Annotated in this window: 24 protein-coding genes; 8 read left to right on the top strand and 16 right to left on the bottom strand. The window is 65.6% G+C overall.

The annotated features are described in order from the left end of the window. Positions 1-298: 298 nt before the first annotated feature. From JWQ90_RS23570 to JWQ90_RS23560, 3 genes are all read left to right on the top strand, one after another. A complete protein-coding gene (locus tag JWQ90_RS23570; RefSeq protein WP_299697451.1) occupies positions 299-448 on the top strand; it encodes a hypothetical protein in 150 nt (49 codons plus the stop codon). 165 nt (positions 449-613) lie between these two features. After that, the gene (ydfG, locus tag JWQ90_RS23565; RefSeq protein WP_299697450.1) at positions 614-1,369 is read left to right on the top strand and encodes a bifunctional NADP-dependent 3-hydroxy acid dehydrogenase/3-hydroxypropionate dehydrogenase YdfG; all 756 of its coding nucleotides are present in this window, start codon (positions 614-616) and stop codon (positions 1,367-1,369) included. A gap of 247 nt (positions 1,370-1,616) precedes the next feature. After that, complete coding sequence (locus JWQ90_RS23560; protein ID WP_299697449.1) at positions 1,617-2,498, top strand: hypothetical protein; 882 nt, start codon at positions 1,617-1,619, stop codon at positions 2,496-2,498. An 86-nt stretch (positions 2,499-2,584) separates the two neighbouring features. On the opposite strand, the gene JWQ90_RS23555 is transcribed toward JWQ90_RS23560, so the two are convergent. After that, positions 2,585-3,079, bottom strand: coding sequence for a DinB family protein (locus JWQ90_RS23555; protein ID WP_299697448.1), 495 nt, complete (start codon positions 3,077-3,079; stop codon positions 2,585-2,587). A 64-nt stretch (positions 3,080-3,143) separates the two neighbouring features. Here JWQ90_RS23555 and JWQ90_RS23550 point away from each other — a divergent pair, with 64 nt between their 5' ends. After that, positions 3,144-5,324: an acetyl-CoA hydrolase/transferase C-terminal domain-containing protein gene (locus tag JWQ90_RS23550; RefSeq protein WP_299697447.1), complete on the top strand. Its 2,181-nt coding sequence runs from the start codon at positions 3,144-3,146 to the stop codon at positions 5,322-5,324. Positions 5,325-5,417: 93 nt separating this feature from the next. Here JWQ90_RS23550 and speA read toward each other — a convergent pair whose 3' ends face one another. Then, positions 5,418-7,322 (bottom strand): biosynthetic arginine decarboxylase, encoded by a 1,905-nt coding sequence (speA, locus tag JWQ90_RS23545; RefSeq protein WP_299697446.1) that lies wholly within the window; start codon positions 7,320-7,322, stop codon positions 5,418-5,420. 75 nt (positions 7,323-7,397) lie between these two features. Between speA and speE the strand changes: the two genes are divergently transcribed. Then, positions 7,398-8,249 carry a polyamine aminopropyltransferase gene (gene speE / locus JWQ90_RS23540; RefSeq protein WP_299697445.1) on the top strand — a complete coding sequence of 284 codons (852 nt, stop codon included), beginning with the start codon at positions 7,398-7,400 and terminating at the stop codon, positions 8,247-8,249. Positions 8,250-8,335: 86 nt separating this feature from the next. Here speE and JWQ90_RS23535 read toward each other — a convergent pair whose 3' ends face one another. Next, a complete protein-coding gene (locus JWQ90_RS23535; RefSeq protein WP_299697444.1) occupies positions 8,336-8,776 on the bottom strand; it encodes a DUF4124 domain-containing protein in 441 nt (146 codons plus the stop codon). Beyond that, on the bottom strand, positions 8,773-9,162 hold the full coding sequence (locus JWQ90_RS23530; RefSeq protein ID WP_299697443.1) for a DUF4124 domain-containing protein: 390 nt from the start codon (positions 9,160-9,162) through the stop codon (positions 8,773-8,775). Before JWQ90_RS23530 ends, JWQ90_RS23535 begins: the two co-directional genes overlap by 4 nt. Before the next feature lie 101 nt (positions 9,163-9,263). Here JWQ90_RS23530 and JWQ90_RS23525 point away from each other — a divergent pair, with 101 nt between their 5' ends. Next, positions 9,264-10,175, top strand: coding sequence for a hypothetical protein (locus tag JWQ90_RS23525; protein ID WP_299697442.1), 912 nt, complete (start codon positions 9,264-9,266; stop codon positions 10,173-10,175). Between the two features lie 106 nt (positions 10,176-10,281). Here JWQ90_RS23525 and JWQ90_RS23520 read toward each other — a convergent pair whose 3' ends face one another. The 4 genes from JWQ90_RS23520 to JWQ90_RS23505 all read right to left on the bottom strand — a co-directional run bounded on the left by JWQ90_RS23520 (position 10,282) and on the right by JWQ90_RS23505 (position 14,130). Next, complete coding sequence (locus tag JWQ90_RS23520) at positions 10,282-10,620, bottom strand: P-II family nitrogen regulator (RefSeq protein ID WP_299697441.1); 339 nt, start codon at positions 10,618-10,620, stop codon at positions 10,282-10,284. Between the two features lie 102 nt (positions 10,621-10,722). Continuing rightward, positions 10,723-11,685, bottom strand: coding sequence for an acyltransferase (locus tag JWQ90_RS23515; protein ID WP_299697440.1), 963 nt, complete (start codon positions 11,683-11,685; stop codon positions 10,723-10,725). Between the two features lie 100 nt (positions 11,686-11,785). Further along, positions 11,786-12,901, bottom strand: a complete 1,116-nt coding sequence (hemE, locus tag JWQ90_RS23510; RefSeq protein ID WP_299697439.1) for a uroporphyrinogen decarboxylase — start codon at positions 12,899-12,901, stop codon at positions 11,786-11,788. Continuing rightward, positions 12,898-14,130 (bottom strand): MFS transporter, encoded by a 1,233-nt coding sequence (locus JWQ90_RS23505; protein ID WP_299697438.1) that lies wholly within the window; start codon positions 14,128-14,130, stop codon positions 12,898-12,900. The genes hemE and JWQ90_RS23505 overlap by 4 nt, the downstream gene beginning before the upstream one ends. 332 nt (positions 14,131-14,462) lie before the next feature. Here JWQ90_RS23505 and JWQ90_RS23500 point away from each other — a divergent pair, with 332 nt between their 5' ends. Further along, positions 14,463-14,930 (top strand): hypothetical protein, encoded by a 468-nt coding sequence (locus JWQ90_RS23500; protein ID WP_299697437.1) that lies wholly within the window; start codon positions 14,463-14,465, stop codon positions 14,928-14,930. Between the two features lie 100 nt (positions 14,931-15,030). Here JWQ90_RS23500 and JWQ90_RS23495 read toward each other — a convergent pair whose 3' ends face one another. The 7 genes from JWQ90_RS23495 to JWQ90_RS23465 all read right to left on the bottom strand — a co-directional run bounded on the left by JWQ90_RS23495 (position 15,031) and on the right by JWQ90_RS23465 (position 22,026). Beyond that, positions 15,031-17,133, bottom strand: coding sequence for a TonB-dependent receptor (locus JWQ90_RS23495; protein WP_299697436.1), 2,103 nt, complete (start codon positions 17,131-17,133; stop codon positions 15,031-15,033). 117 nt (positions 17,134-17,250) lie between these two features. Continuing rightward, positions 17,251-17,577, bottom strand: coding sequence for a hypothetical protein (locus JWQ90_RS23490; protein WP_299697435.1), 327 nt, complete (start codon positions 17,575-17,577; stop codon positions 17,251-17,253). Between the two features lie 37 nt (positions 17,578-17,614). Further along, positions 17,615-18,373, bottom strand: coding sequence for a metal ABC transporter permease (locus JWQ90_RS23485; protein WP_299697434.1), 759 nt, complete (start codon positions 18,371-18,373; stop codon positions 17,615-17,617). Continuing rightward, positions 18,370-19,311, bottom strand: a complete 942-nt coding sequence (locus JWQ90_RS23480; protein WP_299697433.1) for a zinc ABC transporter substrate-binding protein — start codon at positions 19,309-19,311, stop codon at positions 18,370-18,372. Before JWQ90_RS23480 ends, JWQ90_RS23485 begins: the two co-directional genes overlap by 4 nt. A 9-nt stretch (positions 19,312-19,320) precedes the next feature. Then, positions 19,321-20,538 carry a hypothetical protein gene (locus JWQ90_RS23475; RefSeq protein WP_299697432.1) on the bottom strand — a complete coding sequence of 406 codons (1,218 nt, stop codon included), beginning with the start codon at positions 20,536-20,538 and terminating at the stop codon, positions 19,321-19,323. A gap of 82 nt (positions 20,539-20,620) precedes the next feature. Next, the gene (locus tag JWQ90_RS23470) at positions 20,621-21,028 is read right to left on the bottom strand and encodes a hypothetical protein (protein WP_299697431.1); all 408 of its coding nucleotides are present in this window, start codon (positions 21,026-21,028) and stop codon (positions 20,621-20,623) included. A gap of 44 nt (positions 21,029-21,072) precedes the next feature. Continuing rightward, a complete protein-coding gene (locus JWQ90_RS23465) occupies positions 21,073-22,026 on the bottom strand; it encodes a LysR substrate-binding domain-containing protein (protein ID WP_299697430.1) in 954 nt (317 codons plus the stop codon). A 126-nt stretch (positions 22,027-22,152) separates the two neighbouring features. Between JWQ90_RS23465 and JWQ90_RS23460 the strand changes: the two genes are divergently transcribed. Further along, the gene (locus tag JWQ90_RS23460; RefSeq protein WP_299697429.1) at positions 22,153-22,854 is read left to right on the top strand and encodes a pirin family protein; all 702 of its coding nucleotides are present in this window, start codon (positions 22,153-22,155) and stop codon (positions 22,852-22,854) included. An 8-nt stretch (positions 22,855-22,862) separates the two neighbouring features. Here the strand turns inward: JWQ90_RS23460 and JWQ90_RS23455 are convergent, their stop codons facing one another. Next, a complete protein-coding gene (locus tag JWQ90_RS23455) occupies positions 22,863-23,849 on the bottom strand; it encodes a DUF3187 family protein (protein WP_299697428.1) in 987 nt (328 codons plus the stop codon). Positions 23,850-23,874: the final 25 nt, after the last annotated feature.

The raw sequence follows: 23,874 nt of genomic DNA, 5'->3' as shown, positions 1-23,874 counted from the left end.
GCTCCAACTCAGCCTCCACTTCCGCCGTGAACGACAGTGTCACCGCCACCCGAGCCATCTCATCCCCCCCAACGCCGCAATGGGGGTTATCATAATACTATCGATGTATAATGCAATTAGGCACTAGGAAGCGAGTCGCTAGCGCATTGAACATTCCATCGGCATGGAGCAGATAGCTGATGGGTGTCTTGGCGAGCCCGAGTTTGCGACTTGCCGCCTGCACTCGCGCATACAGGTCAGGCAATTGCTCCGGGCTCAACTTCACCGCCGATCCGCGAAGGTAGGAAATGAAGGCGGAATGAGCGAATACGTAGGCGACATAGAACAGCAGCAACCACAGCAAAGCGATGCCCACCGTGCCGACAATCAATGCAATCCAGAAAATGATCGCCAGCGTGGCAGCAATCCCGAAGCGTGTACGTTCCCCCCGGATAAACCAGTTTCATGAAGTCCCCTTGGTTTCAGTTCGACGCCTGTTGGCGCACGCGGCCCCCGCCAGCGTGGAGCGAGGGTAGGACCTTAAGGAAAAGTGCGCCAGGGGATGCACATTGGTCGCGACATGCGGCGCGGGTTCCCTTAGGCTAAACGCCCGCCCAATCTACTGAATCGAATCATGATCGTCCTCGTCACCGGCGCCAGTGCCGGCTTCGGCAGCGCCATCGCGCGCCGCTTTGCATCCGCTGGCGCCAGCGTGATTCTGGCCGCACGCCGGCGTGATCGCCTCGATGCGCTGGGCGAAGAACTTGGCGCGAGTGCGTATATCGTCGAGCTCGACGTGCGTGATCGCGTGTCGGTACAGAATGCAATCGCGTCCTTGCCGCCGCACTGGAGCGAGATCGATCTGCTGGTCAACAACGCCGGTCTCGCGCTCGGCCTCGCGCCGGCGCAGCGCGCTTCGCTCGACGACTGGGAGACGATGGTCGACACCAACGTCAAGGGCCTGATGTCAGTGACCCACGCGGTGCTGCCAGGCATGGTTGCGCGCGGCCGCGGACACATCATCAACATCGGATCTACCGCCGGCGAGTGGCCTTATGCGGGCGGCAATGTCTACGGCGCGACCAAGGCTTTCGTCCGTCAGTTCTCGCTGAATCTGCGCGCCGACCTTGCCGGAACGCCGCTACGCGTCAGCAACGTCGAGCCCGGGCTCTGCGGTGGCACCGAGTTCTCCAAGGTGCGTTTCAATGGCGACGACGAAAGTGCCGCGAAACTCTACGAAAACGCAACGCCGCTGACCGCTGAGGATGTCGCGGAGACGGTGCATTGGATCGCGTCGCGACCAGCGCACATGAACGTCAACACGATCTCGCTGATGCCGGTTTCGCAGTCCTTTGCCGGGTTATCCGTGCATCGTCGGGGTTCCAGCTAAATCGCGATTACCGCGCGGCAACTCTCTGTGTGAACTGCGTCTCTATCTTCACACGATAGACGGGCATAGCATCGGCAATCCGGCTCCGCCCCGGAGTCTGGACGCAGCCCAAGAGCTGCGGAAAGCGAGAGGAGAACCTGCGATGAAATCAATGTCGATACTGATGATGAGTACCGGACTTGCGGTAACTTCAGTTGCCGCCGTTGCCGGAAATGGAGCGGTGGGAAGCAAGGAGGTTCAGCGACCGGTGGCGGCCGCAGCCGTCGTGCTGACGCCGGTGTTCACGCTGCCGGGAACCACGCATGTCGCGGCCGGCGCCGCGCTGCGCAACCGGCCCTCCGCTGTCATCAACCTCAGCGGCGTCCCGTCCGGCTACACGCTGTCGGCCGCCTATCTTTACTGGGCCTATGCCAGCATCTCCGGCGAAACCGCGGATGGCGTCCACAACAAGATGCTGTTCAAGGGTCTGGCGCCGACTTCGTCGCAGGTTACGCTGAAGGGAACCACGGTCGGCAACGGCGCCGATCCGTGCTGGAGCGGCGGCAGCGTTTTTGTGTACCGCGCCGACGCCACCAAGGCGATCCAGAGTTTCATCGATGCTGTCGGCTCCCTGCCGCTGTCCTACCAGGTGACGCTGCCGGCCGGTGCAGCGGGTGACGTCAGTGGCGCCAGCCCCTGGTCCTCGGCCGTACCGCCGCTGGCGGAAGGTGCCAGCCTCGTCGTGATCCTGGCCAGCGCCAGCGAGACCGGAACCACGCTCGTCTACGACAAGAAGCTCGCGGGTCGCACGATACCGGGCGGCTCGCTGGCCTACAGCATGAGCCTGGTGCCGGCCGGCTTCTCGACGCTGATGACCACCATCGGCGCGGACGGCCAGGTCGGCGGCGGCTACAACGACAGCGCAACCGGCGAAACCACGACGGTCAACGGCACACTGATCGCCGGCCCCGGCTCGACGCGCAGCGACGGACACTGGAACGGTGCCGACGGCCATGCGATGCCGCAGTTGTGGGACACCGCGACACAGGATGTCTCGTCGCTCAATGACGGCAGCGGCACGATGTCGGTGCTGGAAAACTCGCCCGGTGATTGCCTGGTGCCGGTCGCCGACGTGCTGTCGGTGAAGTGAGATAGGCCAGGCTTGCAGCTCCAGCGCTGCAGGCTGAAGCGGCCTCGATCGGGCAGGGATGCCCGATCGACTCGCCCAGCCGGCGATCAGGTGCCCGGCATTACCGGCAGATCGGTCGCCTCCGGGTCGATTCCGAATTGCATCAGCAGCGTCGTAGCCTGACCTCGGTGATGGGTCTGGTGGTTGAAGAAATGGGTGACCAGCAGCCAGGCCGGCTTCGTGTAGTGCATGTCGTAGGCCTTGCTGTAGTAAGCGAAATCCGACGCCAGCCAAGTGGAGTCGACGGTGGCAGCCCAGGCGCTGATTTCCTGGTCCAGTGATTCGCGGTGTGCGCGCATTTCGGCGAAGGTATCGAAGCGGCCGCCGAGCGTCAGATTCTCGATGCTGCGGCCGGTGAAGCGGTACATCCACATCGTGTCGCCGCTGATCAGGTGGTCCAGCGTGCCGTGCAGTGACTTGAAGAACGCGCCGCGGTCCTGCCTGCGCTGCTCGTCGCTCAGACGCTCTGCGCAGGCATAGAGCCTGGCGTTCATCCAGCGGTTGTAGCGGGCCATGGTGATGGCGTATGCGCGGTCGATCATGATGTTGGCCTCTGGCTTGCGGCGGTAGGCGGCAGACGTATCTTAGCGATAGAGTCGGCCCGCCATGATCGAATCGAATACAGCAGCTGCCGCAGCGGCTCCGGAAATCTTCAGTGAGCTCGACGCCTGCGTCGATGCGATTCTTCAGCGCGTCGGCCGCGACGTGCGGCTCGGTATACCGCTGGGTCTGGGCAAGCCGGTCGAACTGGTGAATGCGCTCTACGAGCGCGCACGCTGCGATCCTGCAATGCGGCTGACGATACTCACCGCGCTGTCGCTGGAACGGCCGCATCCCAAGGGCCTGGAAGCGGCGCTGCTCGATCCTTTTCTGGATCGCGTATTCGAAGGCGTGCCCGAGTTGCAGTACGCCCTGGATCAAAGCGCCGATCGCCTGCCGGCGAACGTGCGCATCGTCGAGTTTTTCATGGCGCCCGGCAGCCGCCTGCATAACCCGCGCGCGCAGCGCGACTACATCAGCACCAACTACACTTTCGCCGCGCGCGATGTGTTCGAGCAGGGCTGCAACCTGGTCGCGCAAATGGTCGCGCGGCGCGATACGCCGGATGGCCTGCGCTACAGCCTGAGCTGCAATCCGGACACCGGCCCGGAGCTGGTGCGGATGCTGCGTGCGGCCGAAGCCGCGGGTACGCGCAGCATCGCGGTCGTCGGCCTGGTCAACCAGAATCTGCCATACATGGCGCGCGATGCCGAAGTGCCGCCGTCGACTTTCGACTACGTGATCGACCACCCGCGTTTCAACACCGCACTGTTCTCGACGCCGAAAACGCCGGTGGTCACGGCCGATCATGCGATCGGCCTGCAGGCTTCGGCCCTGGTACGCGACGGCGGCACTTTGCAGATCGGCATCGGCAGCCTGGGCGACGCGATCGTGGCTGCGCTGATCCTGCGGCATCGCGACAACGCGGCGTATCGCAGCGCGCTCGATGCGCTCGGCAGCGTGCAACAGCACGGTGAGATGATCACTCGCTTCGGCGGGATATCCGCATTCGAGCGCGGTCTTTACGGCGCCAGTGAGATGTTCGTCGATGGCTTCCTGGAGCTGATCCGCGCCGGTGTGCTGACGCGCGAGGTCTATGATTTCTGGGCGCTGCAGGAGCTGGTCGACGAAGGTGTCTGCGAGCCGGCCGCGCTGAAGCCCGAATTGCTGGACGAGCTGGTCGCGCGCGGCGTGCGTCTGCTACGCAGCCAGGACTTTCGCCGGCTGCAGAATCACGGCTTCTTCGCCGACGGAACTGTCTATGAAGACGGCCAGCTGATTGCCGCGGACGGCACGCACATCAGTGCGAACCTGGCCGATCCGGACGCCCGCGCACAGATCGCCGCGCGATGCCTCGGATCTCGTTTGCACAACGGCGTCGTCATGCATGGCGGCTTTTTTCTCGGGCCGCGCAGTTTTTATCGCGCCTTGAACGAAATGAGCCAGCAGCAGCGCGACTGCATCTGCATGACTGGCGTCGAGCGCGTCAACCAGCTCGACCTCGATCCGCGGCTTTACAAGGCGCAGCGTGTGCACGCGCGCTTCGTCAACACCGGCATGATGGCGACGCTGTCGGGTGCGGTGATTTCGGACGGGCTGGCTGACGGCCGCGTGGTTTCCGGTGTCGGTGGCCAGTACAACTTCGTCGCGCAGGCGCACCAACTGCTGACCGGTCGCTCGATCTTGCTGATCCGCGCAGTGCGGGAAGCCGGCGGTGCCAGCACCAGCAACATCGTGTTCAACTACGCGCACTGCACGATTCCGCGGCATCTGCGCGACATCGTCATCACCGAATACGGCATCGCCGACCTGCGCGCGAAGACCGATGCGGACGTGGCGAAGGCGATGATCCATGTCGCGGACTCGCGCTTTCAGGCCGGTCTGCTGGCGCAGACTCAGAAGGCCGGCAAGATCGAGGCGGGCTATGCGATCCCGGAGCGGCACCGCGACAACACGCCGGAGCGCCTGAGCCGCCTGTTCGAGTCACGCGCGAGCGCGTTTCCGGCGTTTCCGTTCGGGCATGAGTTCACCGCGCAGGAACTGCGTATCGCGAAGGGCTTGAAGGCGGTGCAGGCGCGGGTTTCGAGGACGCCGAAGTGGAAGCTGCTGGCGATGGCGGCGAAGCCGGCACTGAGGGTCGATGGCGCACTGCGCGAGGATCTGCAACGGGTCGGTCTGGTGATGCCCGAAGGTCTGGAGAATCGCGTGGCGCGGGCGCTGCTGATCGAAGAGCTGCGCCGCTCGTAGCGCGTAGGTTGGGGTGAGCGCAGCGAACCCCAACATTGCGCGGGTGATCGTTGGGGTTCGCTGCGCTCACCCCAACCTACATCGTACATTCGGTCAGCTGAGGTAAGTGTAGCCCGACAGCCCGGCCTCCAGCTCCGCCAGCAGCGCCGTGCGCTGCGCCTGCGGCAGATTCAGCACCGCCAGCTTCTTGCGATAGCTCTGCGCCAGATCCTCCGGCGCGATGTGCACGTAGCGCAGCAGTTCGTCGGTGCGGTCACCATGCTCGGCGCCTTCCAGGTGCCAGCCCTGCGGCGACTTCGCGTCGAGCACGACGTTCACCGCGTTGGTGTCGCCGAACAGATTGTGGATGTCGCCGAGAATCTCCTGGTAGGCGCCGACCATGAACAGGCCGATCAGATAGGGCTGGCCCTCGATCAGCTCGTGCACCGCCAACGTCGGCATCACGCCTTCGCGATCGACGTAGCGATCCAGGCGGCCATCGGAGTCGCAGGTCAGATCGCACAGACGCGCACGAACCGAGGGCCGCTCGTCGAGCCGGTGGATCGGCAGAATCGGAAACACCTGTTCGATCGCCCAGGCATCGGGCACCGACTGGAAGACCGAGAAATTGCAGAAGTATTTCGCCGACAGCTTTTCGCTCAAGCCCTCGATCGCCTCGCGCTCGGCGCGAATGCCGGAATCGAGTTTGGGCTGTACGTCGCGCGCGACCGCAAAGTACGCGCGCTCGGCCCAGGCGCGCTGGCCCAGGCTCAACAGGCCTTCGGCGTACAGCGATTGCGCTTCCGACAGGAATTGGGCTGCTTCATGCAGCGATTCGATCGGTCCGCGGCCGGGGCTGTCGTTCAGCAACTCGTACAACTCGCGCAGCACGCTCGGCGCGTCGGCGGCCGGCGCTTCGATCGCCGAGGTCGGCACGATCTCCTGGTCGATCACGCTGGTGATCAGCACCGCGTGATGCGCGGTCAGCGCGCGGCCGGATTCGGAAATCACGTTCGGCTGCGGCTCGCCGGCTTCGATGCAGACATCGCGCAGCGTGCGCAGGATGTTGCGTGCATATTCGCGCAGGCCGTAGTTCATCGAGCAGTGGCTGCGTGAACGCGTGCCTTCGTAATCGACGCCCAGGCCACCGCCGACGTCGACCACGTCGATCGGCGCGCCCAGACGGCGCAGCTCGACATAGAAGCGCGCGGCCTCGCGCAGACCGCGCGCGATGTCCTGCACCGCGGCGACCTGCGAACCCAGGTGGAAATGCACCATCTGGATCGACGCGATGCGGCCAGCCGCGCGCAGCATCTCGACTGCTTCGAGCACCTGCGGCGTGGTCAGGCCGAACTTGGCTTTCTCGCCGCCGGTGTTCTGCTGCGTGCTGCTCGAGTCCGCAGCCAGGCGCACGCGCAGGCCGATCACCGGCACGACCTCGAGCGCGAGTGACTCTTCAAGCACGATCGGCAGTTCGGACAGTTTCTCGACGACGATGTAAACCGTGTGGCCGAGCTTTTGGCCGATCAGCGCGCGGCGGATGTAGCCGCGGTCCTTGTAGCCGTTGCAGACGATCAGGCTGCCAGCCGGCGCGAGGCCGAGCACCGCTGCGAGTTCCGGTTTGCTGCCAGCCTCCAGGCCGACGCGCGCGCCGCCGTGGCGGACGATGGTCTTGACCACGTCGGCCTGCTGATTGACCTTGATCGGGTACACGGCCGTGTAACGACCTTCGTAGCCAAGATCCTCGATCTCGCGCGCGAACGCGCCGGTCAGCGCATCGACGCGGTCTTCCAGGATATTGTTGAAGCGCACCAGCACCGGCAGGTCGAGGCCTTCCAGCGGCAGCCGCCGGGCAATCTCGTACAGATCGATCGCGGGGCCGTCGGGATCGCGGAACGGCCGCACCAGCACGTGGCCGCGGCTGTCGCCCGCGTCGGACACGTCGAAATAGCCCTCGCCCCACTGCGGCAGGTTGTAGCGCTCGCGGGCGCGGTCGGCGGTCCAGGCTGGCTTCGACATCGTATCGTCACTCAAACAAAGTTATGGGCCTTTATACTCGCGCGTTCATTGCAACCCTATTGATGAGAGCGCGATATGGCACTGGATACCAGCTGGTTCACCGAACCCGTCGATGCAACCGGCACGGCATTTTCGCTGAAACTCGGCGAAAAACTGGTCGAGGAACAGACTCCGTACCAGAAGATCGAAATCTATCGCACCGAGACCTTCGGTTACCTGATGGTCATCGACGGCTGCACCATGGTGTCGACGCGCGACAATTTTCTGTATCACGAGATGATGTCGCACGTTGCGCTGAACTCGCACCCCGATCCGCGCAACGTGGTGGTCGTCGGCGGCGGCGATTGTGGGACTTTGCGCGAGGTTTTGAAACACCCCGAAGTGCTCAAGGCCACGCAGGTGGAGATCGACGAGCGCGTCACGCGGCTGTCCGAGCAGTATTTCCCCGAGCTGTGCACCGCGAACAAGGACCCTCGCGCGACGCTGTTCTTCGGCGACGGTATCCAGTGGATGAAGGATGCGGCGCCCGGCAGCATCGACCTGATCATCATCGACTCGACCGATCCGGTCGGGCCGGCGGAAGGTCTGTTCGGCAAGAAGTTCTACCTGGATTGCATGAAGGCGCTGAAGCCCGACGGCATGCTGGTGCAGCAGTCGGAATCACCGCTGCTGCATCTGGAGCTGATCCAGGAGATGCACCAGACGATGAAGGTCGCGGGCTTTGCGCAGACCCATCTGTTCACGTTCCCGCAGCCGCTGTATCCGTCCGGCTGGTGGTCGGGTTCAATCGCCTGCAAGACCGCGGCGCCGCTGCAGGAACGTCTGGACGGCGCCGCGCTGGCCAAGCTCGATGCGCTGTACTACAACGCGGCGATCCACCGCGGCGCGTTCGCGCTGCCGGGGTATGTGGCTAAGGCGTTGGCGTAAGGCTTGGGTGCTGGAACTGTAGGAGCGGTCCTTGACCGCGATTGTGCTGACGGGGCCTCAATCGCGGTCAAGGACCGCTCCTACCGCTAGTTCGTTGCCGATTTCGGCCGCACCTGCTGATACAGCCGTTGCGGCGCATCCGCAGCGCAAAGACCCGTCGTTTCGCGTTCGGTCTCCGCAACCAGCAAGCGCGCCTGCGAAGCCGACAGCCGATAGGTATTGCCATCCGGATCGCGTCCGTACAGCGTCTTGGCCGAGCGATAGCCGGCCAGGCGTTCCCGTGTCTGCGCGCAACGCTGCTCGACTTCGTGCGCAAACTCCGCGGGCACGATGCCGGCCCATTCCGGCACCGCCTTGACGACGCGCTTCTTGACGTCGTCCTGGGTCATCGCGTGGCCGCTCGCCTGGTTCATGTCGTCGTAGTGCAGCGCGCCCTGGCTGTCGGTCCACTTGTAGACCGCCGCATCCGTGACCACCGGCAGCGCGGCGATCCACAGCAGCAGGAGCGCAATCCGGCGGCGGTTCATACGCCCGGTCTGCCGCAGGCGCTCAATACTCGTCGCTCGGCGAGCTGCATCAGCTGGGTTCTCTGTGCCGGGTCGTATTCATGGCTTTGGCCCAGCGCGTCGGTCTCGACCACCGAGGCCGCGCTCTTATAGGCCTCCAGCTGGCTTTTGCGGCGTTCGCATTCCTGGGTGAGCGGCTGGACGGCCTCGGCCTGCTCGACCGGCCGGGCCTCGCCGCCACCGGGCCGGATTTCGATCGCGCTGACACCGGCACCGCGCTGGTCGCCGTAATGCACACGGCCGCGCTCGTCCACCCATCGGTAGATGGTCGCGGCCTGGGCGATGCCGATCCAGCCGATCAGCAGCCAAGCCAGCAGTACCCGCAGTGAGATCCGCCGGAGTGTCATGGAGCCATGCGTCGAGAAAAATCGGACGACGATCAGTCTATTCGCTTTGACCTGGCCCTCTTGTGCCTAGAATCCGACCATCGCTACCGCCGGACCGCTCCTTGAGACTGAGTCATTTGCTGTTGCGGGTTCTGCTGCTGGCCGCGGTCGTTCTCGGCGTCGCGCAGTGGTGGGCTCTGCATCAGGCGGAGCTGGCGGCGCAGCGTTTCATCTACCAGTGGCAGGCCTATGGCCAGATCCGCTACGAAACACTGTGGGTCAATCTCTGGGGCAGCGGCGTTCTGCGCGGCGTCTCGATGCAGCCCAGCGGCCTGAGCCAGGCGATGCTGGGCACGCCGCTGGAATACCGGATCACGGCCAAAGAGCTGCGCATCGACCGGCTCGACCTGGCCGACGACGGTTCGCTGGAGCACGCCAGAGTTCGGCTGATCGACCTGAGCCTGCCGATGAGCGACGGCTATCGCCTGCGCGGCCGCGACGTGCCACCGGCCCTGTCCGCACTTGGCTACCCCAGCTTGGATCTGCAGGCGAAGTTCGATGTGCGCTCGCTGCCGGATGCCGGCCTGCTGCTGATCGATGGCGATCTGGACGGAGCGGACAGCGCCGGCCTGCGCTTTGGCCTGCAGCTGGACGCGACGCCCGCTCAGCTGGCGCATGCGCCCGACCAGGTCGGGCTGCGCAAGCTGCAGCTGGACTATCAGGATCGCGGGCTGATGAGCCGCTACCTGGATCGGCGCGCGCTCGATCTCAATGTCAGCCGCGAGGCCGCGCCGGAAACCCTGATCGGCCTGCTCGACCAGCGCGCCAAGCGCGAGCACTGGCGCTGGGACGCGGCGTCGGCCGCCGCGCTGCGCGGTTTCATCCGCTACCCGCAGGCCTGCCGGGTGGTGATGGACCCGCCGGCCGAAGTGATTCTGCGCAACCTCAACCTGTACGCAGTCGGCGACTGGGCGCCGCTGCTGGGCTTCCGGTTCCAGCTGCTGCAGCCGAAGCCGGGCACCGCGGTGCGGTGACGGCGTAGGTTGGGGTGAGCGATAGCGAACCCCAACAGTGGTCCGCGCCGGTGTTGGGGTTCGCTATCGCTCACCCCAACCTACCAAGCGACCCAGTCTTGAAGCTCTAGACCGCGTTGACGCCGGATTCGCCGGTGCGGATGCGCACCGTCTGGCCCAGGTCGTAGACGAAGATCTTGCCGTCGCCGATCTGGCCGGTCTTGGCGGCCTTGGCGATCGCGTCGATCGCCTTGTCGACGTTCTCCGGCGCCAGCGCGACTTCGAGCTTGATCTTGGGCAGCAGATCGACCGTGTATTCGGCACCGCGATACAGCTCGGTGTGGCCTTTCTGGCGGCCGAAGCCACGGACTTCGGTGACCGTCATGCCTTGGACGCCGATGTCGGACAGCGCCTCGCGCACCGCGTCCAGCTTGAACGGCTTGATGATGGCGATGAGCATTTTCATGACGGGGGCCTTCTGCGCGCTTGAGAGTTAGGTTCGTTCAGTCTAGCCAAAGCGCGGGCGCTTGTAGAAGCGCTGTCGTAAATATTTGTACCTATCGGCCTGCTAGTGGCGCGAAGCGGCCGGCGTCGAGCCCCCGATGCCGTCCAGCGCCTGGGCTTTCAGCAGCCCCAGATGAGCATCCTTGCGCGCCCACAGGCCGTTCAGCCAAGCCTGGAAGCGGCCGCGGTATTCGGCGTCGGTGTCGTAATCGCCGTGCATCAGCTCCGCCGGGATCGGCCGCAGCTCGGCCTGCACCACCAGGGTCTGCTGCTGCCCGCACAGCCAGCTCCAGACGATGCCGCCGGCGCCAGCAGCGGGTTTGTAGGCGATGCTCACGTCGATCAGGCCGGCAAACTGCTCGCCCATCGCATTGAGCGTGAACGCCATGCCGGCCGACTTGGCTCGTAGCAGGTGGCGGTACGGCGACTGCTTGCCGTCGCGCTTGGCCTCGGTGAAGCGTGTGCCTTCCGGGAACATGATCGCGGTGATCGGCTGGCGGCGGTATTTCTCGCAGAACTCGCGGGTTGCGCGCAGATCGTCGCTGCGCAGCTCCGGGTTTCTGGCCAGCGCCTCGCGCGAGTGGCGCTTCATGAAGGGCATGTCCAGCGCCCAGCAGGCGACTCCGATGATCGGCACCCAGATCAGCTCGCGTTTCAGGAAAAAACGCGGGAAGCGGATGCGCCCCTGAAACGCGTCGCACAGCACCAGGATATCGGCCCAGGACTGGTGGTTGGCCATCAGCAGGTAGCTGCGGCCCGGCTCGATGGCCCCGGCTATCGTCACCTGCCAGCGCAGGTCCTGCAGCAGCCGGACGATCACCGCGTTGCCCGCGGTCCACAGGTCGGCGACGCCGGTCAGATAGCGCGTGCACAGATCGCGCGCCGCCGGCACCGGAACCGGATAAGCGAAGATCGCCTTGAGCAGGATGCCCGGCGCCAGCATCACGCCGATCGCCAGCAGCCAGCACAGCATCAGGCCCAGCGTCAGCACACCGATCAGCGGCGCCGGCAGCAAGATCGACAGCATCAACGCCCTCCTACTCGAACCGCTGGTAGGTCGGCAATCCCTTGCCGACGTGTACGGTGAATGCGCAACCGGAGCCTCCCGTCGGCAAGGGATTGCCGACCTACGACTTCAGCGCAGCGCCGGTAACGTGATGCGCCGGGCTGAGTTCGCGCACCGCAGCTATCATCACGCCAGCATGTTCCGGCGGCGTCTGCTGCAGGATGCCGTGGCCCAGGTTGAAGATATGGCCGGGCCCGGCTCCGTAACTCTGCAATACCCGCGCGACTTCGGCCCGGATGCGTTCCGGCGACGCGAACAGCGTGGTCGGGTCGAGGTTGCCCTGCAGTGCGACGCGGCCCGCGACGCGCTCGCGCGCCACGGACAGGTCCGTGGTCCAGTCCACGCCCAGGCCGTCGCAGCCGGTGTCGGCCATCTCGCTCAGGTACTGGCCGCCGTTCTTGGTGAACAGGATCACCGGCACGGTCGGCGCCGCCGCCTTCAGGCCGGCGACGATCGCACGCATCGGGTCCAGCGAATGCCGGCGATACAACGACGGCGCCAGCACCCCGCCCCAGGTGTCGAACACCATCAAGGCATCGGCGCCGGCCGCAACCTGCGCCAGCAGGTACTGGGTCACCGACTTCGCCAGCTTGGCGCTCAGCCGGTCCAGCACTTCGGGCTGCTCGTAGGCCAGTGCCTTGATCTTGGCGAAGTCGTGGCCGCCGCGGCCTTCGACCATGTAAGTCGCCAGCGTCCACGGGCTGCCGGCAAAGCCGATCAGCGGCAGCCGGCTGCCGAGCGCGCCGCGGATCGTGCGCACCGCGTTCATTACGTAGCGCAGTTCGCCTTCCGGGTCCGGGTCGGGCAGCGCGTCGATGTCGGCGGCGTTGCGCAGCGGCCGCGCGAACTGCGGACCCTCGCCCTCGGCGAAGCTCAGGCCCAGGCCCATCGCGTCGGGGATGGTCAGGATGTCGGAGAACAGGATCGCCGCGTCCAGGCCGTAGCGCTCCAGCGGCTGCAGTGTGACTTCGCAGCACAGCTCGGCGTTGCGGCACAGGTCCATGAAACCGCCGGCTTTCGCGCGCGTGGCGCGGTACTCGGGCAGGTAGCGCCCGGCCTGGCGCATCATCCAGGTCGGCGTGCGCTCCACGTTCTCGCGGCGCAGTGCGCGCAGGAACAGGTCGTTGTCGAGAATCCGGCCCTGTGAGGGCGCGCTGGCAGTTGAGAGTGTGTTCATGGCTTATTGTCGCCTGCCGGCACGGTGTTGACGATGCCCGGCGTCGGCAGCGATGGCATCGGAACGTAACGCTGCTGATCGTCGACGCCGGTATTGGCGGTCTCGAGCCGGCGCAGGCTGTATCCGGCGAAGGCCAGCAGCACCACGAACACTGCGACGTACAGCCCGGCCGGCCCGAGCAGGCTCATTACGGCGGCGCTGACGATCGGCCCGAGGCATTGGCCGACGCCGTAGCACAGCAGCAGGCTGGCATTCGCCGCGACCGGATTGCGGCCGTGGGTGCGATCGTTGAGCCGCGCCAGGCACGAGGGATACAGGCAGGACAGCGTGGCCGTGAACAACATGCTGGCGACGAACAGTCCGGCCAGCGACAACTGCCCGACGGTCGCGGCCAGCAGCGACGAAGCCGCGACCGCGATCGCAATGCCGAGAATCACCCGGCGCCGGTCGTAGCGGTCCGACAGCCGGCCGATCGGATATTGCAGCGCCATCGAGGCGACCACCGCGCAGGCCATGTAGCGCGCAACCGTGCCGACGTCATAGCCCAGCCCTTTTACCGAAATCGGCGACAGCTGATAGAACGCGGCCATCGCAAAGCCGGCGACCAGCGCCCCGGCGACGCTGATCCGCGACGCACGGAAAAGCTCGCGGAAGGCAAGCCGGCCCGAGGTTGGCAGCGCCGGTGCCGGGCGCGAGGTCAGCGACAGCGGCACCGAGGCCAGCACCAGCAGGCTGGCGGCGATCGCGAACAGCCGGTGATCGCCGGGCGGATACAGGCCCACCAGCAACTGGCCGCCGGCGCCGGCGAGGTAGTAATTGACCATGTACAGACTCATCAGCCGGCCGCGCGCCTGCGGCGTGGCGTGCGCATTGATCCAGCTTTCCAACACGATCAGCAGCAGCGCACCGCAGAAACCGGAGATCGCGCGCAGCAGAGCCCAGAGCAGGTCATGCAGGAGCAGGCTGTGCATCAGCGCCGCGCAACAGGTCAGCGCTGCAAACGCGGAAAACACCCGGATATGACCGACCCGGCTGATCAGCCGCGGCCCGGTGACCGAGCCGAGCATGAAGCCGAACGAGTAGCACATCATGACCAGACCGATGTGCATCGGCCCGAAGCCGGCCGCGGACAGACCCAGCGACAGCTGGGTACCGAGCAGCATCTGTCCGGCGACGAACAGCGCAGCGGCCGTGAAGACCGAAACAGCGGAAAGGACGAGCGGCAGCATGCGATGGTGCGATAAAAAAGCCGCAATTGCAGCTTTATCTATCAATTGATCAATAAGCGATGTTGTATTGTCCGGGAAAGCGGCAGCGGATGCAGGATCGGTGGCGGAAATTCGAGATCATGTTGGTGCTAATAAATTAAAAATAACGGTAAGAATAAATTTTAAATCACATAAATGTGTATTTTTATTGTATATTATGTCTTTATTAATTTAATCATCAAGCACAATACGATGTGCTGAATCGAACCGTATAAGAGCAATTAGCGATTTAAAATCACATATTATGTGATTAAAACTATATTAGTACGTCTTTTTTTAGGGAAAACGCACTTATGACCGCTGAGTCCTTGACCGAACCCGCGGTGCGCCTGGCGCTGGTTGCTGCCGGCGTCTTCTTTCTGTCGGGCTTGCTGACCGGGGTCTGGAAGTACGGCCATATCGCCACGAGCACGCGGGCCGCAGCGCCGGCCTATGTCGACATCGCCCATCGGGCTTCGCTGATGTACAGCTTCGCGGCGCTGCTGCTGGCGGTGTTCGCTTCGCTGTCGGCCTGGTCGAATGCCGTCGATCTGTGGTCGGTTGCGCTGCCCTTGCTGTTCTTCGCCGTCGCGATCGTCGGCTACGTGGTGCACGGCCTGCTGCGCGACACCGACAACCAGTTCCGCCGGCCGCAGACCATCGGCCCGTTGGCGCTGCCGCGACATGGGCTGCTGTTGTTGATGGTGGCACTGACGGTCGCCGAGATCGGCGGCTTCGTGGTGCTGTTCGCGGGTGTGCTGCGGCGACTCGAACTGCTCTAAATCTGCCAACTGTAGGAGCGGTCCTTGACCGCGATTGAGGCTTTGCAGCGCATAATCGCGGTCAAGGACCGCTCCTACAGTGGTTTTCCCGTGGCGCTGGCTACAACAGTTTCACCTCGAAGCCGACGATCACGCTCGCGCCTGGCAGCGGTACTTGGTCCTTGATGAACGACGTCGCGCGGCGCGCTTCCTGATCCAAAAGATTGCGCCCGCGGATGTACAGCGTCGTGCTGTGCGAGGCACCCGGCAGCGTGTAATTGGCGCTGGCATTGAGCATCGTGTAGCCGTCGGTGTCGGTTTCCAGGCTGGCGACACGATCCTGCTTCAGCACCTGGATCAGGTCGAGATTGCCCGACATCGGGCCGTGATCCGCCTCCAGGCCGAGGCCGATACGCGCCGGCGTGATCCGCGGCAGATTGTCGCCGCCGCTGAGTTCGCCATAAGCGGCGTCGCCGAACAGGCGGGCCTGCAGATTGATCGGCTCGCCCTGCAGCAGCGCATAGCCGATCTCGCCTTCGACGCCGTAGAAGCGCGCATTCGACTGCTGGTAGTTCACCAGCAGCAGTTCGCCGTTCGGGTCGTATGTGCCCTCGGCGTCGACACGATCGGGCTGGCCGTCGCTGGACGCGACGCCGCTGCCGTCGGCGTTCAAGCCCTGATCGGTTTCCTGCTCGAAAATGTAATTCTTGATGATTTCGTAATACACATTCGCGCGCCATTGCAGGCGGCCTCCGTGCTTGTCCAGGCCGATCTCGAAGTTGTTCGCGGTCTCCATGTTCAGACCGGCGTCACCACGCTCGAAGGTCGAGGTCGCACCGTGCGGCCCGAACGAATACAACTCCTCGGATTCGGGTGCGCGCTGCGAACGGGTCGCGTACAGCTTCAGGTGATAGTCGCGGCCGAGATCGAAGGTGGTGCCGGCCGACAGCGACAGCGGATCGAAGCTCTTGTCGGGAAAACCATCCGGGTCGCTCTGGGTGTGATCGCTGCGGATGCCGAGTTCGAGCGAGCCCCAGGACACCGGCCGCTGCTCGACCAGGAAAGCGCCGAGATCGGTCGAGATCGTCGGCGGCACAAAAGCCTCTTCGCCAATCGCGGAAAAGTCGCGATGCCCGTATTGCAGGCCGAACACGCCGGTCCAGCCGGCGAGCGGATCGTGCACGGCTTCCAGCCGCGTATCGCTCTGCTTGTTGCTGAAGCGCGTACCGGCGACGCCGGGTGATTCGAACTCGACATGGCCGTAGTCGTTGTAGCCGCTGCGCAGACGCAGCGAGGCGATGCCGGGCAGCGGGTCCTTGAGCTTGGCCTCGAGGTCGTAGCGCGTCTGGCTCATGTCGATGAACGCAGTCTGTTCGACCGGCAGACCGTATTCGGCGACCACCCGGCTGACGCTGCCGGCGATCGAGCCGCCGTCCCAGACCTGCGCCGCCGAGACCGAGCCGGAGTCCTTGCGCGTGGCGCTGTTCGGCATGTGGCCTTCGGTGCCGCTGCCGTCGCTGGCCGAGTTGCCGTGGATGTCGTAGTCGCTGGAGTTGTTGCCGGCAATATCGGCATGCAGCTGCGTGCCGCCGAAGCCGTAGCCGACGTCGGCGCTGCCGAAACGCTGATCGCCGTTGCTGCCGTAACCGGCTCCGGCACTGCCGGAGACCCCCGGCGTCACGCTGTCCGGCAGTCGTCCGTCGACCACGTTGACCACACCGGCCGACGCGCTGCTGCCATAGATCAGCGCTGAGGGTCCCTTGAGGATTTCCACCTGCTCGGCATGCGCCGGATCGATGCTGACGTCGTGATCGGTGCTGACATCGGAGGCGTCCATGGACGGGCTGCCGTTCTCCATCACCAGTACGCGCGGGCCGCCCTGGCCGCGGATGATCGGGCGGCCGGCACCGCGGCCGAAATCGGTGGTCGAGACGCCGAGTTCATGCTCCAGCGTCTCGCCGATCGAGGCGCCGCGCTCACGGTCCAGATCCTCGCCGCTGAGCACTTCGACCGGCTGCGTCAGCTGATCTGCGGCGCGCGCGAACGGGTCGGCGGTGACGATGATTTCGGGCAGGGCTTCGGTGCCGGAGACGTCCGCGGCGGCGAGGGTCGGTGCGGTATCGGTAACGCCGGGATCGGCGGCCAGCGCCGGATGTGGGTAAGCCAGGTACAAAGCCGGGTACAGCGCGCTCGCGATCGCGGAGCGGCGAAAAAGACGGGACATGGAGGGATTCCTTGAGATTGAGCCAAACAGGCAGGCCCGCGCAGATACGCACGGACGACACAACGCGGCCGCCGATGGCCGCCGCGCGAAAGCGCAGGCGGCTGCGGCGGTACGGGGTCAGCTCGAGGAAACGGGAGGGCCGCGGGCGCGGGCCGTCGGCAGCCCAGCCGACGCGGCATCAGCTGCGGCTTGTGGCGGCGGCAGTTCAGTGGGGAACCAGTACGCGATCGTCGGCAGTGCCGGCAACGGCATGCCGCCGTCGAGGTTGAGGCCCATCACGCAGACCGCGCAGGCCTTGTCCTGGGACAACGCCGGGTGTTCGACCGCGTGCGCGAACGTCAGCCACTGCGTCAGCAGCAGCGCACAGCCGAGCAGCGCCGCGCGCAGACGGCGCGCGCGGATACGCTCACCGTGGAACAGCTCGCCGAGGCGCGGCCGGTTCATCGGGTGGTCGAGGCTCGCTGTCTCATCGCGGCGGCGTCTACGCGGCGCGGGAACCGCGCAGCAGACGTCCCGTGACGCCGGCGATCAGCGACAGAACCGCCAGCGCGCACACCACCAGCGGGCCCGACGGCAGATCCAGCGGCACCGAGATGCTCAGGCCCAGCGCGTAACCCAGCGCGCCGATGCCATAGGCCAGCGCGACGCCGCGGCGGCCCATGCCGAGCACCGCGAGCGCCGGCAGGATCAGTGAGGCAAACACCAGATACACGCCGACCAGCTGCACCGACGCGGTAACCGTCAGCGCGAACAGAAAGTAGAACAGCGTGCGCCGGTGCTCGCCCGCCAGCGCCCAGGCCGCGAGTACCAGTGCATACAGCCCGGCGACCGGCAGCAGCTGCGCATAACTGACCCACAGGATCTGCCCGGCCAGCAGTTCGGTCATATGCTCGGCGCCGTGCGGGCTATGCGCGAGCAGCAGCAGCGCGCTGCTCGCTGCCACCACGTACAGGCTGCCGATCAGGGGCTCCTGGATCTGCGGGAACTTGTGCTCGGTCCAGGACAGCACGCCGGCTGCGATCAGCGCCGATACGCCGGCCGCGACCTGCAGCGCCCAGCCGTGATCGTCCGCGCCCATCGCCAGCAGGCCGATCACGCCGAGCGCGGCGATTTGCGCGATGGTCAGATCGATGAAGATGATGCCGCGCCTGAGCACCTCGCGGCCCAGCGTCACATGCGTTGCGACCACCAGCAGGCCGGCCAGCAGCGGCGGCCCGAGCAGCGTCCAGTCGAAGCTCACGGCGCACTCGCCTTGAGCCCGGCCAGCAGCTTGTCGATCGTCACCTGATACAGGCCCAGCAGGTCGTCGGTGCCCTTGTCGCCGCCGACCGTGAACGGCAGTTGCACCGCCGGCAACTTGGCGCGGTCGGACAGCCAGGTGGCGGCGCGATTGTCCTGGTAGGCCGAGTACAGGATCATCTTCGCCGGCTGCGTCTTCAGCCCGTTGAGCAGGTCCTGCAGATGCGCCGCGCTCGGCGGAATACCCGGTTTGGGTTCCAGCGTGCCGGCCAGTTTGATGCCGAGCCAGTCGAACAGATAGGCCCATTCCTTGTGATACGTGATCACCGGCTGGTCCTTCAGCGGCGCGGCCTGCAGCGCCCATTTGGCGACGGCGGCGCTCCAGCGCGCGTCGAAGTCCGCGGCGCGTTTGGCGTAGTCCGCGGCATGCGCGCCGTCGAGATCCGCCAGCCGCTGAGCCAGTGCCTTCGCCACCTTGCCGATGTTGCGCGGATCGGTCTGGATGTGCGGGTTGCCGTAGGGATGCACGTCGCCGTCGGCGCGGTCCAGATGCGTCGGTACCTCGAGCATCGTCACCGCCGAACTCGCTTCGAAATAGCCGGGCTGGCCGCTCTGGATCTTCGGATTGCCGGCGCTCTGCATCAGCACCGGCAGCCAGCCGATCTCGAGTTCGGCGCCGGTGCATACCGACAGATCGGACTGGCGAAAGCGCGCCAGCAGGCTCGGCCGCGGCTGGATCTGATGCGGGTCCTGTTGTGCCGTGGTGGCGGTGTAGACGTCGACGTCACTGCCGCCAAGCTCCTTCGCCAGCGCTCCCCACTCAGGTTCGCAGGCGAAGATTTTCAATGCGGCGGACGCCGGCATCGACAGCGTCAGCGCGGCCAGCACGACGCTGGCTTTGAGCGCGCGATACAACGAAAAACAAGGCGAATGCGTCATGTCGGTGCCTCAGAACACGTGGGCCGGGTGCGAGCCCAGGCTGAAGATGTATTGCAGGAGAATCTGGTTGTCGGTGCTGCCGTCGGCGCGCGAATCGTCGTGATTGAACTGCAGCCGCAGCCGCGAGAATTCGCTGCGCGAGTAATCCGCCATCAGGCTTTCGCGCGTCGCGTCGTGGCCGTCGTCGGCGACGATGTCGAAAGCGCCGTCGGCATTGTTCGGAACCTGGTTGTCGGCCGACAGCCAGTCGTAGCGTGCGCCGACACGCCAGCGCGGCATGAACTGGACAACGCCCTGCACGTAGGCGCCGATCGCGTTGCCGCGATACGCCGTGGTGGCGCTGTCGTCACCGAGCGTGACGTCGCCGCTTTCGTGACGGCGGAACACTTCGGCCTGCAGCAGCGCATTGCGCCGCGTGGCATTGCCCTGCGGCGCCCACTTCATTACGCCGTCGAGGCCGACGATGTCGGATTTGCCGGTGAACAGATAGGTGTTGCCGCTATCACTGTCGTCGCTGCTGTCGTTGCTTTGGCGATCGTGGCTGTCGCCATGCAGGTAGGAAGCGCCGAGCCGGTATGAATAGTCGATGCCGACATCGCCGCCCAGATGCACGAACGCGGTTTCGCCGTTGACGCCGCTGCGATGGTTGCCGCCGGACGGATAGTTCGCGCCGCGCGTGGCTTCGGCGCCGAATTCCAGGAATACATCGGTCGGCGCGACCCATTTCAGCTGCAGGCCGTCGTCGTCGAGCTGCCCGGCATAGAACGCCTGATACACCAGCGGCGCCTCGACGAAATCCCAGGCGTGACTGTGCTGGCGATTCTGATAGCCGATGTCGGAGAAGAAGCGGCCCATCTTGAAGGCCAGCCCTTCCGGCAAGGTCAGCGTGTTGACGTAGGCTTCCTCGACCGACACCGAGCTGTCGCCCTGCGCGTTGTTCTCGAACGAGATCGCGGCCCAGCCGTGCCACAGGTCGTCGATGTTGCTTTCGACTGCCAGCTCGGTTTCACCGAGCGAGAAACCTTCCGGCCGGGCTTCGGTCTCCGGGTCCAGCAGAAAGCCGCCGAAGCTCAGCGGCCGGTCGTGCTGGTAGTCGGCGAAAGTGCCCTGCAGCACCAGGCTCATTTTCGGATTGAAGGCATTGCCGGCATCGGCGGCCCAGGCCGCGGGCGTGGCACAGCACAGCAGCACGCCGATACGGCGCGCGCGGGAATATCGGGTGAGCAAGAAAGAATCTCCAAAACGTCTGAACTGGCCCGAAAACAGGCCAGGCCGGCGGCGCGAAATGCGCGGCCGGACGAACTGCGGATCAGACGGCGGATACGGGCGGTGCGCGGCTGCGGTAGACGCCGACCGGCTGCGCGATGGCGGCCGGTGCCGCAAGCGATGCCAGCCAGGCTTCAGCCGGCGGAACCAGCGTCAGCTGCAGCGACGGCCCCGGCAGCGCCTGCGGGCCGCCGCCGTAAACGCACCACGCGCAGGACGCGACGTGCTCGGCACCGGCGCCGGCGTGCTGCGCGTCGTGCCGCGCCGCCCAGATCTGGGACCAGACCAGGACTGCAGCGAGCAGCGCATAGCGCAGCACGGGTGAGATGCCGCCGCAACGCCGCCCTTGCGTACCCGAGGCCTGGAACGCGCCGATCTCTTCCCTCGCCCGCGGCGCGGCAGAGGGAAGCTCGGAGGCGGTCTTCGACCGCAGGTTCCTGGGTGGACGCATCGGGCGAGTGTAGCAGCGGCGCTGTCGGATCGACTGAGGACTTTTCAGGAGACCGCGGCGGTGGCCGCCGAGTTCGCGGTTGCCGCGGGCGCGCTCTGCGGAAACAGCCGGCTAGCCTCGGCTTCGGCGATCACCCGCTCGCGGAACCAGGCGCCGGCGCGGCCCTCTTCGGCCTCACGCCAGCCGATATGTGCGGGCGCCGATTCGCGTGTCAATTCCGGATGTTTGACGACCAGCCGCCCGGCGGCGATCTCCGGCTCGGCCATATAGGCCGGCAGATAACCGACGCCGAGACCGGCGACCTGCGCCTGAAGCTTGGCGATGAGCGTCGGCACGATCAGCGTTTCCTGATTGGCCAGCACGCCCGAGCTGCGGCCGGGAATGCGGCGCGACGAATCCGCGGCGACGACTGCGCGATAACGCGTGATCAGCTTGGACGGCAGCGGATCGGGCGCCTCCGCCAGCGGATGGAACGGCGCCACCACGTAGACGAAATCGATGCGGCCGATTTCGCGCGAACAGATGCCGAAACCGGCCGGCACCTCGCCGGGCGCGCACACCGCGAGATCGGCGCGGCGATCGATCAGCGCGTCCCAGGTGCCGCCGAAGATTTCCTGGATGAAACGAATCCGCGTGCCGGCCCTCTGCGCGTCGAATTCGGACAGCAGCGGGAACAGCCGGTCCAGCGGCAGCGCCTCGTCGACGGCGATAGTGAGCTGTGTTTCCCAGCCTTGCGCAACCCGTTTGATACGGCGCTCCAGGCTTTCGGCCTGGCGCAGCAGCTCGCGGCCCTGCTCGAGCAATTCGCGGCCGGCGGCAGTCAGCACTGCGCGCTTGCCGCTGCGGTCGAAAATCGCCACGCCGAGATCGGATTCGAGCTTGTTGACGGTGTAGGTCAGCGCCGAGGGCACCCGGTGCAGGCGCTCGGCGGCGCGCGCGAAACTGCCGGCCTCCTCGATCGCGTCCAGGGTTTCCAGTGCATCCAGGCTCAGGCGCATCGGGGTTCTCGCATGGGCATTTCTATGGGGTTCAACGTGGCTGAAGACTCGTTCCAAAACATTCCGATTTCATGCTGCCGGCATTGGCCATAGATTGATCGCAGACATTTTTACAGGAGCAGCGTCATGATCACCCTTCAAGCTGGCAGCGAGCGCGGCCATGCCCAGCACGGCTGGCTCGACAGCCACCACACCTTCTCGTTCGGCGAGTTCTACGACGCCGGCAAGATGGGCTACGGCGCACTGCGCGTGATCAACGAGGACCGCGTCGTTGCCGGCGCCGGCTTCCCGCCGCATTCGCACCGCGACATGGAGATCATCAGCTACGTGATCGAGGGTGGCTTGCGTCACCGCGATTCCACCGGCGGCACTTCGGTGATTCTGCCCGGCGAGCTGCAGCTGATGACCGCCGGCAGCGGCATCCAGCACAGCGAGATGAACGCCTCCCCTGGCGAGGCCGTGCATTTTCTGCAGATCTGGATCGTGCCTTCGGAACGCGGCGCGGCGCCGGGTTATCAGCAGAAAGCGCTGGACGCCGACGCGCTGCGCCGCGGTTTCACCATGGTCGTCGCGCCCAAGAGCGAGAACGCGCCGTTCTCGGTTTTGCAGGATGCGCGGCTGCTGATCGCCTGGCCGGGCGAGGGCCAGGCGCTGACGCAGACGCTCGACCCGCAGCGCCGCTACTACCTGCACCTGGCGGCCGGTGAAGTCAGCGTCGGTGGCCGCAGGCTGAAAGCCGGCGACGCGCTGACCTTCAGTGGCGAATCCACGCTGAGCCTGATCGCCGGCGAAGATGCGCAAGTCCTGCTGTTCGATCTGCCGGGATAGGGCGCGCATCAGCCCCGGTCACCGCCGCCGCGCCAGCTCAGCCCCATGTGGATGCTGAAATCCGGCGAGGAACTGGTGATCGGGTCTTCCTGGAAGCCCAGGTCGAAATCCAGCTGCTGGCCGATGTGGTAGCGCAGGCCCATCGAAAACTGCAGCGCCTCGCGGAACGGGTCCAGATCGGAGCCGCTGTACAGCGCGCCGCTGCCGTAGAGCTGCGCGAGCAGCGACAGCGAATTCAGCACGCGCACCGCGATACCGGCGCTGCCGAACGGAATCCATTGGTTCTGCATGTCGCCAAGCACGCCGGTCTTGCCGTTGTACGAGCCCCCGGCCGACAAGAAGCCGCTGAACATCGAGCCTGCCGGGAACGGCAGCGCGTAGTCGCCGTATACCGCGATGCCGCTGTTGCCGCCGGACAGATGCGATTCGCTGCCGGTTCCGAACTTGGCTTCGCTGCGCAGCGCCAGGCCGGCTAGCGCCTGCCAGCCCAGGCCCATGCGCAGGTCGCCGATGCCGGTGCCGCTGCGCTGCTCATCGAGCAGGATCGCGCCGTTGCGCTGGTACTGGTACAGATAGCGATTATGCGGCGCGTCCTCGCGGCCGCCGTTGGGCAGGCCGAAGGCGCTGTGCCAGTCCTCGACCACGCTGTCCATGAAACCGCCGCCCTGGTACAGCAGCGGCACGTCGAATGTCAGCTCCAGGTTCGAGCCGATACCGCGGCGGAAGGCGAACGTCAGCAGGTCGGCTTCACCGTCCAGAACCACCGACTCGGAAGCGTCGCCGCTGGCGTGATACTCGGTGGTCAGGTCGTAGCGCAGGTCGGTGATCGACGCGCCCGATGCCAGCACGCTGGTTTCGCCGAGCGCCGGCAGCTCGAAGGCCCGCGCCAGCGCGCCCTGGTTGTAGACCGCCAGCGGCCGCTCGCCGGCGGCGGCCAGCGCGCTGGCGGTGAGGCCGGCCAGTAATACGATTTTTTGTGATAAAAGCTTGACCACGAACGCTCCCTTGTATCCTTGCGAA

This window comes from Hydrocarboniphaga sp., from assembly GCF_028291725.1.
Classification (GTDB): domain Bacteria; phylum Pseudomonadota; class Gammaproteobacteria; order Nevskiales; family Nevskiaceae; genus Hydrocarboniphaga.
Note: the sequence above shows the minus strand (reverse complement) of the source record. Positions and strands in the feature narration are given on the sequence as shown.

Coding starts and splice junctions, on each gene's coding strand:
- JWQ90_RS23570 (WP_299697451.1), top strand. CDS start 299: ATGAGCGAATACGTAGGCGACATAGAACAGCAGCAACCACAGCAAAGC.
- ydfG (WP_299697450.1), top strand. CDS start 614: ATGATCGTCCTCGTCACCGGCGCCAGTGCCGGCTTCGGCAGCGCCATC.
- JWQ90_RS23555 (WP_299697448.1), bottom strand. CDS start 3,079: ATGATCGACCGCGCATACGCCATCACCATGGCCCGCTACAACCGCTGG.
- JWQ90_RS23550 (WP_299697447.1), top strand. CDS start 3,144: ATGATCGAATCGAATACAGCAGCTGCCGCAGCGGCTCCGGAAATCTTC.
- speA (WP_299697446.1), bottom strand. CDS start 7,322: ATGTCGAAGCCAGCCTGGACCGCCGACCGCGCCCGCGAGCGCTACAAC.
- speE (WP_299697445.1), top strand. CDS start 7,398: ATGGCACTGGATACCAGCTGGTTCACCGAACCCGTCGATGCAACCGGC.
- JWQ90_RS23535 (WP_299697444.1), bottom strand. CDS start 8,776: ATGAACCGCCGCCGGATTGCGCTCCTGCTGCTGTGGATCGCCGCGCTG.
- JWQ90_RS23530 (WP_299697443.1), bottom strand. CDS start 9,162: ATGACACTCCGGCGGATCTCACTGCGGGTACTGCTGGCTTGGCTGCTG.
- JWQ90_RS23520 (WP_299697441.1), bottom strand. CDS start 10,620: ATGAAAATGCTCATCGCCATCATCAAGCCGTTCAAGCTGGACGCGGTG.
- JWQ90_RS23515 (WP_299697440.1), bottom strand. CDS start 11,685: ATGCTGTCGATCTTGCTGCCGGCGCCGCTGATCGGTGTGCTGACGCTG.
- hemE (WP_299697439.1), bottom strand. CDS start 12,901: ATGAACACACTCTCAACTGCCAGCGCGCCCTCACAGGGCCGGATTCTC.
- JWQ90_RS23505 (WP_299697438.1), bottom strand. CDS start 14,130: ATGCTGCCGCTCGTCCTTTCCGCTGTTTCGGTCTTCACGGCCGCTGCG.
- JWQ90_RS23500 (WP_299697437.1), top strand. CDS start 14,463: ATGACCGCTGAGTCCTTGACCGAACCCGCGGTGCGCCTGGCGCTGGTT.
- JWQ90_RS23495 (WP_299697436.1), bottom strand. CDS start 17,133: ATGTCCCGTCTTTTTCGCCGCTCCGCGATCGCGAGCGCGCTGTACCCG.
- JWQ90_RS23490 (WP_299697435.1), bottom strand. CDS start 17,577: ATGAACCGGCCGCGCCTCGGCGAGCTGTTCCACGGTGAGCGTATCCGC.
- JWQ90_RS23480 (WP_299697433.1), bottom strand. CDS start 19,311: ATGACGCATTCGCCTTGTTTTTCGTTGTATCGCGCGCTCAAAGCCAGC.
- JWQ90_RS23470 (WP_299697431.1), bottom strand. CDS start 21,028: ATGCGTCCACCCAGGAACCTGCGGTCGAAGACCGCCTCCGAGCTTCCC.
- JWQ90_RS23465 (WP_299697430.1), bottom strand. CDS start 22,026: ATGCGCCTGAGCCTGGATGCACTGGAAACCCTGGACGCGATCGAGGAG.
- JWQ90_RS23460 (WP_299697429.1), top strand. CDS start 22,153: ATGATCACCCTTCAAGCTGGCAGCGAGCGCGGCCATGCCCAGCACGGC.